This is a genomic window from Chryseobacterium indologenes (genome assembly GCF_001295265.1).
GTDB classification, from domain to species: domain Bacteria; phylum Bacteroidota; class Bacteroidia; order Flavobacteriales; family Weeksellaceae; genus Chryseobacterium; species Chryseobacterium indologenes_A.
In genome coordinates this window covers 216,337-226,345 of record NZ_LJOD01000007.1, presented here as the reverse complement: position 1 = coordinate 226,345, position 10,009 = coordinate 216,337, and the positions used below count along the sequence as shown (strand labels likewise).

Here is a 10,009-nt window from a genome sequence, read left to right as displayed (position 1 = left end):
AGTTTGGTCTGTTCGACTAACTGGCGTTATGGGGCATACATTTGATTATTGTGATGTTCAGGATGCTGGCTTTAATATTCTTACAAGCGATCAAAGTGCAGCGGGGTATATGCAGGCAAATCTTAATCAGTACAACTTTGTTTATTTTCAAAGAATTCCAGGATTGGCCGTTGATATTGATCGAGCCGCTAACCTAACTTTTAGATCTTGCAACTTTGAAAGATGTGGAACCACTGGCAACACAAATACAGGAGGAGTAAGAGCAACAAGATTAAGCCCAGGAGGTGAAGGAGTAGATATTACTTTTGAAAACTGCTGGTCTGAAACTCTGATGGGGCCATTCCTTCAGGTTTCAAATTCAAATGGCGTTATAGTTATCAATAATACAATGGTAGGCAATGCGGGCAATACTTCAGCCAACAACATTATTAATAACGGATGTAAGCTTTTATTATCTGGGTCAACGAGAATACTGGGATCAACTACAGGGGTAAGAACTCAAAACACTGGAGAAACTCGTGTTTCCGGATTCGTCCGGGTTAATACTCACGTTGAAGAATCCGGAGGTATTTACAAAACGGCTCAATATGTTTAAATAATTATAATAATGGAAGAAATTTTATTAATAATTAAGGAGAGACTAAACGATAAGGTCGAAACCATTGTAAATGGTGGAACTTACTCAGTCGTAAAAGAAGGAGACATAAATGTTTACCGTGTTATATTCTATGGAGATATTAGCCGAGCACGGGCTGTCAGAATTGAAGAGAACGCCAACGGAGACCAACAATTTTACTATGCTGGCTTTCATTCTGTGAATGAGGTCCTGAAAGTTATTCATGATAATCAAGAAGTAGAGGTAACAACCAATGAATAAAATCGTACTATATAGAAGCGGCACACCCTTGTTCAACTTGATTGAGCGAGGGAAACGTTCTGTGGATTCGGCTACATTAAATCGTGTTCTGCTATCTGATGACGCATTAACGATTAAGATGAACTCTTGTGAAGTCCTAGACATTAGAATCAATGATTATTTTATTGTGTTCGGCTCTGTTTATCGCATCAATGTTTTGCCAGGCTGTACAAAAAAATCAGAAAGGGAGTATGAATACAACATAACAGCGCAAGGCCTTATGTTTGACCTGCTTCGTTGTAAATACTTCAACGCTGATGCCACTGGTTTCGGTCCAGACCTGGAGTTTCCTTTGATTGGAAATATTGAAGTTTTCCTGTTGGCATTGAAAAACAATATGCAGCGCTTCTCTACCAATTGGGAAATTGGAAACTTTACCAACGGCGAAACTAAAACAATAACATTCGGGGATGATACATGTCTGTCGGCCCTGCAGAAGATCTGCTCAGAATTCAAGACCGATTTTTGGGTTAAATACGAAAATGGAAAATATGTAATTCACACCGGAGACTATGGCAAAAAAGTTCCAATAAAGTTTGAGTACGGTAAAGGTAAGGGGCTATATTCATTAACGCGAAGCAATGTTGATGATAATGACATTATCAATCGCCTGTACGTTTTCGGAGGAACGAACAATATTCCTAATGAATACAGAAACTTCAGTAAGCGTTTGAAGCTTCCGGGAGCTGATAACTTGGAGGACGCGGGATCGATCGCTTCTTTCGGCTTAAAAGAAGGCTCCATAACCTTTGATGAAATTTCCCCAAAAAGAACAGGCAAAATAACTTCTTTAGGTGACACAAAGTTCAAGTTTTCGGATTCTACCATGGACTTTGATCTTAATGAAAAGGAATCCGATGGAGTAACGACTAAATATCTGATTGCTGGAACTTCTGCGAAAGTACATTTTAATACTGGTAATCTGGCTGGATATGAATTCGAGATCAAAAAGGGCGGGTATAACCATGCTACAAAATCATTTGAAATCATTCCTTTCAAAAATGACCAGGGACAGAGTTTCCCGGACGAAGCTTCTGCAGCATTTCAATTTGCTGTTGGTGACGAATATGTGCTGCTTGATATTGTAATGCCTAAAACATATATAGATAATGCCGAAAACGAACTTTTACAGAAGGGGATTGAACAATTTGAATTAAATAAGAATGCTAAAGTTTCTTATGATCTCAATGTCGATCCGACCTATATGGAAAAAATCGGAATCGGCCGTTTTGATATAGGAGACTATATAGGTGTGTATGATTCAGATTTAGGAATTGACAAGGTTCTGCGTGTAAATCAAATTACAACAGACTTCATCCAAGGGGGGGATTATAATCCGTTCCGGACTAAGATTGTTATAGCTGATTCATATGAGATAAATTACGCTTCACAGCTGGTTCTGGATATTAAAGAGATCAAGAATGTAATGTCAATTACCAATCTAGGACAGATCAATTATTCAAAACTGGGATTGAAAACAACCGAGGAACTGAAGAATCTCGTCTTTGACACGGATGATTATTTTCTCCCAGAGAACATACGACCGAACTCTATTGAAACAAACATGATTTCTGTTGGCGCCCGTTCCCAGCAAATAAGCTGCAGTGTTGTTTTCTATGTAATGTTTGAAAACGATAAGAATAAAATAAAAATCAATCCGGGAATCATCTACTCGCAGACAATGGACAAAGAATGGAATATTCCGGAAGTTGTAGAAACGATTCCAGATGATCAGTTCAGATATGTTTATGGGAAATGTTCCAAAACCGATCAGACCGGCTCAATTGTCTTCACGCAGGAACAAATAAAGTTCGATTCTGATGCTAATGATTATTATTTTCTTATCGGTGTGCTTCATTCTGTAGTGGAAAACGTGCGAGTATTATCAATCACCGTTGGTACAACAACCATAAACGGCGGACTAATCAGAACCGGAATTATTTCTTCTTTGGATTCGCAAACACAGTTTAATCTGGATACGGGAGAAATTAAAGGAAAAATCAAATTTCTAACCGGATCAGATGGGTTTACATCGATTAATGGAGGGCTACTGATGTCTCAGGTCATCGAAGTTGGCGACGCTACAACAAAAAACGCGTTTATCTCCAGTACAACAGATGCGGGAGACATCACCGGAACGAGTATACGATTCGGAGCAGGGAAAGATTATGCAAACAGAAATACAGCTCCTTTCCGGGTGCAGCATAACGGAAAAATGATTGCGGAAAACGCTGATATTAAAGGCGTGATAACCGCAACTTCTGGCACGTTTACTGGAACAATTAATGCACAACAGGGAACCTTTGGCAACACTGCGGGCAATAATTACTTTACAATTTCCTCTAACGGATTAGAATCTCCACAGGGATGGTTTGTCACAGGCGACTACACATCCGCAAATAAAAAGTTTGTTCAAATTGTCGGCACAACCGGAGCGCCTATGCTAACCATAAGAGACGAGAAGTCAGACGGAACATTTCATACCTGTCTATTATTGAGTGCGGCCAACGGCACAGACAACCTTGCATTAGATATCGCCAATGGAAATATTAGAGTAGCCGGCAGTATCGGGGTGACAGCTAAAGTAAAATTTTCCGACGGAACAGCAACGCCATCATATTTGAATTTCATTAATGGAATATTCACTGGAATAACAAGTAGTTAAAAGTATAACAATGAAAGAATTTATAATAAAAAATCTCCTGTCCATACATTCTGGCGGGATTGGTGGTAAAATCTGGGCATCATTTCAGTTGGCTGCGGTTCCAGCTGTAGGGTTAACCATATCAGAGCGTCTTACGGGTTGGTATATTGAATCCTACGTATTTATTTTCGTTTTGGGATTTGCTTTGATTGCAGATTTGGCAGCCGGGATATGGAAGCATATGAAGCTTAATACATTTTCTCCTAAAAAAATGGTAACCGGATTCTGCCAGAAAATAGGGCTCGTAATTCTTGTTTACTTTCTAACTGAAGCATTCATTCAGATAATTTCTGATGCCGATTTGGATAGCGTTTATTTCAAGGTTGCAAGTAAGATTATGATTTTCATTTATCCAGCAGGCAATGCCTTGGTGAATATCGGAATTATAACTGATGGGAAATTCCCACCGCTGGCTTTTCTGAAGAAATTTGAAAAGTTCAACAAGACTTTAGACATCAGAGATTTAAACCTTAAAAATAAGAACGATGAAAGCGAAAATAATGATAGTAATCATACTGAGTAGCATTCTGATGGGATGCCGTACAAAGCATAAAACTACGTTTTTTTCCCGGGAGGAGCAAACAGAAATTGAACGTGTTCAGCTGGATTCAGTCAAGGAGAAAGTATTGAAAGAATCCACAAAGAAAATATCGGATCAAATAATCAAAAAGAAGCTGGAAGACTTCTCTGGCGATATTGTGATTCGGGGAAAATCCGATACACTAAACCCGCTGATCTTTCATAATATCATAGGACCAGACACATTGCAAAGTATAGTAATCCGCGGCACGGCTGACTACTATATCAATAACCATTATCGAAAGTCAACCGAAGACAAAAAAGAATCTTCCAGCGAAGAAAAAACAAACATAATTCAAGACTTAGCCAAGACCGCTGTTTCAAAAGAAACGATCAAGGCAGTTGCTGCTGAAGTTGAAAAGAAAACCAACGACATAAAAGCAAAAGGATTTCAGGCTGGATGGTGGGTTGTTTTGGTTGTTTTGGGATCTGTGGGAATTATAATTTTTGGAATATATAAATACTTCAAAAAATGATCGAAACGCTTTTCAAAATAACTCTTTACTTATTAGGTGCCGGAACTGGTTTCTGCGCTAAAATACTAATTGACGAAAAATTAAAGAAATGAAATTATTTAGGAAAAAAAATAAGGTTGTACAAGTGTTTGAATCTGAATGTGATAATAAATTATTCACTGCGGATATTAAAGGAAATCTCATTTCCTTTTGCTGCGAAAAAGGATTTAAAAAGAGTTTAGAAGATTTTACAAAAGAACTTAAGAAATGAGAACATCACAAAAAGGGATTGACCTTATAAAAGAATTTGAGAGCCTGCACGATGGCGATTTGAAAAAACCGGGTTTGCAGCCAAAGATGGACCCAGTAGGAATATGGACAGAAGGATACGGCCGGGCAATGAGAGATGATAAAGGCAACTTTTTAAAAGGAGCCGGAAATAAAGCTGTAGCAGAAAAAAGAGCTACGATACACACCGAGAAGGAAGCAGAGGACGCACTACGTCAGGATCTGGCTGTTTACGAAAATATTGTTGCTAAGAAAATAAATATTCCAATTACTCAAAATCAGTTTGATGCTTTAGTTTCTCACACCTATAATACAGGCGGATCTGATGGGCTTTTTAAGCTTGTCAATGACCGTGCGCCAAGAGCGTCAATCCGGGATTGGTTTCTTACAAAGTATATTACTGCACAAGGAGTAAAACTTAACGGGCTGGTTCGCAGAAGAAAAGCTGAAGCAGATTTGTTTTTCTCTAAATAAATAATCCCCACCTCAGACGTGGGGATTATTATTAGTTATTGTCGATTAAATCTCTCCAAAGTAGCTATAACATAATCCATGTTTACAGCGACAGAATACCCTGAATTTTTAGCATCATAAATACTTGTTATAGTTCCATAATAGTTATTACTAACTGGAAGTTTAGTATTATGAGGAATAAATTGAATAAGGATTCCGATTAGATATTGTTTTATGAGACCATGGCTATGTTGTGTATATTGGAAAACAGGGCCTCCACTATTTCCAGGATGAACTTGACAGTCTAAAACTATGTAGCCTTTTTCATTGTATATTTGAGATACCATTCCTTTTCTAACTAAAGGTAAATCAAAATCAAATTGTTTGTCATTTTGTATTTGTAAAGAAGTTGGATAACCAAATATGCCGACGTCATGTCCAATTTGGACTAAATTGCTTGTTAAAATTGAAGCTCCTGGTACAACAAAAAAAACTCCAGGCCTAGGGTTGCTTTCAACTATTCCTTCGGTAAAATTAGCATGTTTTGGACTCATTTCATTTTCAAAAATATCAATAGCGATTATGTCGTTTTTTTCATCAAAAATTACTTTGCTATTTTTGCTTAATATAACCATATCCATCGTAAAGCTGCTTAGAAAATAGTTATCGGAATTCAATTCTTTTTTTGAGTATTTGACTAGGACAGTTTGGCTTAGAAATTTGTTATTTTCCATGTTTACAAAAACGTGTTTTGCAGAAATCAAATATATACGGTTTTTGTATTCCATTAAAAAGGCAGTGCCAGAATATTGATTAATTTCAACATACATTGGGTATGCTAAATTATCTTTAGATATAGGTAACATGTTTTTTTCTGCAATATACAAATAAGACAGTAAGGTTATTAACGGATTTCCGTAATTAATATTTATTTTGTTTTATTAAATTTGTCCCATTTTCAATTTTGATAGTTTTCAAATGCGCCCGACTGCACTTGTGATAGTTTATCATAGGGTTTCTTAGGTAGTATTTCTTTCGATTCTTTTTTTAATTTCTAATTTTTTGTGGATAACTTTTTATTGCGTCAAGTTCTGTCGCATAAAGGGTTTTGCTTTGCGGTATGAAAATTTAACATTGGTTTGTTCTGTTTTGGTTCAAAATGTTCATAATTTTGCGTTATGAAAAGTACCGGAAATTTAGAGTTATTTGTATTGGAAAGTGCGGAACCTGTTGTATTAAAGCCACTGGAAGAGCGTTTGCATGCCGGAGGATATGGAGCGTTTCCGAGTGCTGCACTTGACTTTCCGGATGAAAGTATCGATTTTTTAAAGCTATTGGTTAAAGATGCAGAAACTACTTTTCCGGGAAGAATTTCCGGGGATTCGCTGAAAGATATAGGAATACTTAATGAGGATTGGTGTTTGATACAAAAAGGTATCGAAGCCCGTCCGAATGATCTTGTAGCAGCAATTATTGAAAATCAGTTTTTCATTAAGCGGTTTCGACCGCGGTACGGTGCCGGGAATGCTATCAAAGAACTGAAGCTGCAGTCGGCCAATGTTGAATTTTCAGACTTTGACATCACAGATGAAACGGAATTCTTTCTCTGGGGTGTCGTTACGTGGACATTTAAGAATTGGAGAAAATTATGATTGCTTTAATTGACGGAAATAACTTTTATGCTTCCTGTGAGCGTATTTTTAATTACGGATGGCGGAACCGTCCGGTAGTTGTTCTGTCTAATAATGACGGGTGTGCAATAGCCAGGAGCAACGAAGCTAAGGCACTCGGCATTCCTATGGGAGAACCATACTTCAAAATAAAGCAACTTGAAAAAACACACGGGCTGGTTGTGTGTTCTGCTAACTTTGTCCTTTACGGCGACATCAGTAATAGAGTGGTACAGATCACCCGGCGATACTGCAACGATATTGAGGTATACAGTATTGATGAATCATTTTTATTTCTTGATGGATACTCAGATCAGCATCAGAGAATGGTAAATCTTCGGAGAGATGTACTCAAAGGCTTGGACTTGCCTACCAGTATCGGGATGGCCCCAAGTAAAACGCTGGCCAAAGTCGCCAATAAAATAGCAAAAAAGTTTCCAGAAAAGACAGGATCTGTTTACATGATCGACACACATAAAAAACTGGAAGCTGCATTGAAATGGTTTCCTCTGGAAGACATCTGGGGAATCGGACGCAGGTATCATGATCGATTTAAAAATTATGGGGCTCACACTGCTTGGGACTTCACACAATTCCCAGATGATTTCCTCCGCAAAGAAATGGGAATTCTTGGCGTACGTATGAAAAAGGAACTTCTGGGAGAGGCACAATATACAATGAGTATTCCGGAACCTAAAAAAAACATTTCAACCACACGAACTTTCGATACAGGCCATGCAGAATACGACTACGTGCATGAACGTGTTTCCACCTTTGCGTCTGAGTGCGCCCGTAAACTTCGTGAACAGAAATCATGTTGCAGGCACGTAACAGTGTTTATTACAACGGACCGATTCAAACAGAATCAGGTCCAATATTCGGATTCTTTCACAGTTACTCTTCCTAATCCGAGTAATTCGAGCATCGAAATTTCAAAATACGCTAAAAAAGCACTGGATAAAATATTTATCTCTGGACCTAAATATAGAAAAGCTGGTGTGATTGTGGGAACTTTCGTTCCGGATACCGAAAGAATGACAAGCATGTTTGATGAAGATCTACACGACAAGCACACGCCAATCATGCAGGCAATGGACGCAATGAACAGCCGCCTGGGTAAGCAGAAGGTAAAACTAGCGTCTATGGATGTTCAAACGACTTGGAAGATGGATCAAAAACACCTGTCGCCCAAATACTCTACAAGCTTTTATGATTCAATTATTCTGAAAGCGTAAAAGCGCATGTTGGAATTAGTTATTCATTCAGTAATAAAACAGTTGATCTCAAGAAGATCTGACAGAAGAAATTGTAGAGAAGGAGATTAGGGAATTGAAAGATAAAGGTGTCATATTTTAAATAAAAATACCCCTGTATTAACAGGGGTGTTTTATTTTTAGAATCTCTAAGACAGTCGTGTTATTGTATAATCAAAATCAGATATTTCGCCTTCAAATTCATGTTCTTTATAATAATTAAGATTTAAACTCTCGCCAATTTTTAAATTTATAATTCTGTTACTCTTGTCAATTGAAAGTCCGTAGATTTTAATTTCAATAATATCCAATCTATTTTTAAATTTTTCAATCTTATTTATTAAATTATTTTTTATTATCAAAGAATATTCTCTACTGCGAATTGCCTCTAATTCCAGCCATTCTGGACCTCCTTTTTTTATATATCTGGAATAAACCACCTTTGTCATAGAAGCATCTTTTTTCCAAATATTAGATGATGAAATTTTAAACTCAGTGTTTATTGTTTCTAATCCTTTTAAAAATTCTTCAGCAACTCTATTTGCAAGGCTTATATCTGTTGTATTGATCCATAGAGCATTAAGCCTATCATCATGTCTAATTATATCAATGTCCATAATTGTACGGTTTCATGTTAAAATAGTTCTTTAATGTCAATTTCAAGTATTTTACACCATTCTCTTAATTTTCTAACACTAATTCCACGTTTACCGTTTTTATATTCAGATATTCTCGCCTCTGTGGTTCTTAACAATGGGGCGAGTTCTTTGCCTTTTTTATTTGAAAGCAAAATTAACTTTTCAATTTCGTTCATTTTTAAATAATTTCAGGGTTATTTAATGCCAGCCATTCACCAGCTAAACGCATAAGCTTTGCATAACTCATTAAATCTAAATTAACAGAAGTGAGTTCAGATATTTTTTGAGTTTCATTAAAATTATATTCTTCAAACTCAATAATTATAGCAGTTTCTTTATGGGCTAAAAGCCATAAGCCAGGCAAATCTGATCTTATCAATTTAAATTCATTATCTTCAAATGTAGGTGCTGCAGATTTAAATTTATCTAATTTAATTTCTCCCACGACTATTTTAGCTTGGTACCATTTGCCAGCACGTTTTAAAATACTTCGGATATGCGAGAAATCCTCTACATCTTCAAAATCTTCGTCATTCATTACCTTAAAAATAAAATGCCATCCTTTTATTATTTTTTCATCAAAAATATCATCAAAGCCAAGTCCAACAGATGTATAATCGTTAACACGAGGTAGCTTAATAACTTCTATAAGCATTTCAGGCACTAAGTTGTGCCTGATTATGCTTTTTTCTTCGTTGAAAAATTCGTATTTGTTCATTAAATTAATATTGATTCGGTCAGTTGTTTTTCTGTGTAAGCAATTTTAACCGTTTTTGTTTTATAATCAATCTCAATATTTCCAAATTGAGCATCTGTAATTATAGTTGCTGTATAATCTTTATTTGCTTTTTTAAGGCTTTTAACTGCCTGTTGAGCCTTTTCTTTAGTAGAGAAGTGAGCCTGTAAATTTTGATTAAATGCACCAATAGAAAAACAAAATAGAGGATCTACACTATTAAATATTTTCTGATCTCTTTTTGTTGCATTGCCTTTTTTTGGTGTTAGAATTACCCAAGAAATTTGATACTTATTTAAAGTTTTCATAATATTTAC

At 36.5% G+C, this 10,009-nt stretch carries 13 protein-coding genes and 1 pseudogene; 9 read left to right on the top strand and 5 right to left on the bottom strand.

The features are described 5' to 3' along the window. The 6 genes from AOB46_RS12615 to AOB46_RS12590 all read left to right on the top strand — a co-directional run. Positions 1 to 595 (top strand): hypothetical protein (locus AOB46_RS12615; RefSeq protein WP_206542258.1); only part of this gene is annotated, 595 nt, incomplete at its 5' end. A gap of 12 nt (positions 596 to 607) precedes the next feature. Then, positions 608 to 877: a hypothetical protein gene (locus AOB46_RS12610; RefSeq protein ID WP_062699815.1), complete on the top strand. Its 270-nt coding sequence runs from the start codon at positions 608 to 610 to the stop codon at positions 875 to 877. Then, positions 870 to 3,581 carry a hypothetical protein gene (locus tag AOB46_RS12605; protein WP_082377106.1) on the top strand — a complete coding sequence of 904 codons (2,712 nt, stop codon included), beginning with the start codon at positions 870 to 872 and terminating at the stop codon, positions 3,579 to 3,581. Before AOB46_RS12610 ends, AOB46_RS12605 begins: the two co-directional genes overlap by 8 nt. 10 nt (positions 3,582 to 3,591) lie before the next feature. Continuing rightward, a complete protein-coding gene (locus tag AOB46_RS12600) occupies positions 3,592 to 4,143 on the top strand; it encodes a phage holin family protein (RefSeq protein WP_062699811.1) in 552 nt (183 codons plus the stop codon). Then, a complete protein-coding gene (locus AOB46_RS12595; RefSeq protein WP_131724370.1) occupies positions 4,106 to 4,675 on the top strand; it encodes a hypothetical protein in 570 nt (189 codons plus the stop codon). The genes AOB46_RS12600 and AOB46_RS12595 overlap by 38 nt, the downstream gene beginning before the upstream one ends. Positions 4,676 to 4,921: 246 nt before the next feature. After that, a complete protein-coding gene (locus AOB46_RS12590) occupies positions 4,922 to 5,416 on the top strand; it encodes a lysozyme (protein WP_062699807.1) in 495 nt (164 codons plus the stop codon). A 35-nt stretch (positions 5,417 to 5,451) separates the two neighbouring features. Here AOB46_RS12590 and AOB46_RS12585 read toward each other — a convergent pair whose 3' ends face one another. Continuing rightward, positions 5,452 to 6,261 (bottom strand): serine protease, encoded by an 810-nt coding sequence (locus AOB46_RS12585; protein WP_062699805.1) that lies wholly within the window; start codon positions 6,259 to 6,261, stop codon positions 5,452 to 5,454. A gap of 312 nt (positions 6,262 to 6,573) precedes the next feature. Between AOB46_RS12585 and AOB46_RS12580 the strand changes: the two genes are divergently transcribed. The 3 genes and pseudogenes from AOB46_RS12580 to AOB46_RS23855 all read left to right on the top strand — a co-directional run bounded on the left by AOB46_RS12580 (position 6,574) and on the right by AOB46_RS23855 (position 8,300). Further along, the gene (locus AOB46_RS12580; RefSeq protein ID WP_062699802.1) at positions 6,574 to 7,047 is read left to right on the top strand and encodes a LexA family protein; all 474 of its coding nucleotides are present in this window, start codon (positions 6,574 to 6,576) and stop codon (positions 7,045 to 7,047) included. Continuing rightward, positions 7,044 to 7,472, top strand: a pseudogene (locus AOB46_RS24095) (SOS mutagenesis and repair protein UmuC); the annotation flags it as partial. The gene AOB46_RS12580 and the pseudogene AOB46_RS24095, both read left to right, overlap by 4 nt. A 54-nt stretch (positions 7,473 to 7,526) precedes the next feature. Next, a complete protein-coding gene (locus AOB46_RS23855; protein ID WP_241489208.1) occupies positions 7,527 to 8,300 on the top strand; it encodes a DUF4113 domain-containing protein in 774 nt (257 codons plus the stop codon). 167 nt (positions 8,301 to 8,467) lie between these two features. On the opposite strand, the gene AOB46_RS12570 is transcribed toward AOB46_RS23855, so the two are convergent. From AOB46_RS12570 to AOB46_RS12555, 4 genes are read right to left on the bottom strand one after another with little or no spacing between them, the layout of a single operon-like run. Next, a complete protein-coding gene (locus AOB46_RS12570; RefSeq protein ID WP_062699798.1) occupies positions 8,468 to 8,935 on the bottom strand; it encodes a hypothetical protein in 468 nt (155 codons plus the stop codon). 17 nt (positions 8,936 to 8,952) lie between these two features. Next, positions 8,953 to 9,132, bottom strand: coding sequence for a helix-turn-helix domain-containing protein (locus tag AOB46_RS12565; RefSeq protein WP_062699797.1), 180 nt, complete (start codon positions 9,130 to 9,132; stop codon positions 8,953 to 8,955). Between the two features lie 2 nt (positions 9,133 to 9,134). After that, complete coding sequence (locus AOB46_RS12560) at positions 9,135 to 9,674, bottom strand: hypothetical protein (protein WP_062699795.1); 540 nt, start codon at positions 9,672 to 9,674, stop codon at positions 9,135 to 9,137. Further along, a complete protein-coding gene (locus AOB46_RS12555; protein ID WP_062699793.1) occupies positions 9,674 to 10,000 on the bottom strand; it encodes a hypothetical protein in 327 nt (108 codons plus the stop codon). The genes AOB46_RS12560 and AOB46_RS12555 overlap by 1 nt, the downstream gene beginning before the upstream one ends. Positions 10,001 to 10,009: the final 9 nt, after the last annotated feature.

Coding starts and splice junctions, on each gene's coding strand:
- AOB46_RS12610 (WP_062699815.1), top strand. CDS start 608: ATGGAAGAAATTTTATTAATAATTAAGGAGAGACTAAACGATAAGGTC.
- AOB46_RS12570 (WP_062699798.1), bottom strand. CDS start 8,935: ATGGACATTGATATAATTAGACATGATGATAGGCTTAATGCTCTATGG.
- AOB46_RS12565 (WP_062699797.1), bottom strand. CDS start 9,132: ATGAACGAAATTGAAAAGTTAATTTTGCTTTCAAATAAAAAAGGCAAA.
- AOB46_RS12580 (WP_062699802.1), top strand. CDS start 6,574: ATGAAAAGTACCGGAAATTTAGAGTTATTTGTATTGGAAAGTGCGGAA.
- AOB46_RS12595 (WP_131724370.1), top strand. CDS start 4,106: ATGAAAGCGAAAATAATGATAGTAATCATACTGAGTAGCATTCTGATG.
- AOB46_RS23855 (WP_241489208.1), top strand. CDS start 7,527: ATGATCGACACACATAAAAAACTGGAAGCTGCATTGAAATGGTTTCCT.
- AOB46_RS12555 (WP_062699793.1), bottom strand. CDS start 10,000: ATGAAAACTTTAAATAAGTATCAAATTTCTTGGGTAATTCTAACACCA.
- AOB46_RS12605 (WP_082377106.1), top strand. CDS start 870: ATGAATAAAATCGTACTATATAGAAGCGGCACACCCTTGTTCAACTTG.
- AOB46_RS12600 (WP_062699811.1), top strand. CDS start 3,592: ATGAAAGAATTTATAATAAAAAATCTCCTGTCCATACATTCTGGCGGG.
- AOB46_RS12585 (WP_062699805.1), bottom strand. CDS start 6,261: ATGTTACCTATATCTAAAGATAATTTAGCATACCCAATGTATGTTGAA.
- AOB46_RS12590 (WP_062699807.1), top strand. CDS start 4,922: ATGAGAACATCACAAAAAGGGATTGACCTTATAAAAGAATTTGAGAGC.
- AOB46_RS12560 (WP_062699795.1), bottom strand. CDS start 9,674: ATGAACAAATACGAATTTTTCAACGAAGAAAAAAGCATAATCAGGCAC.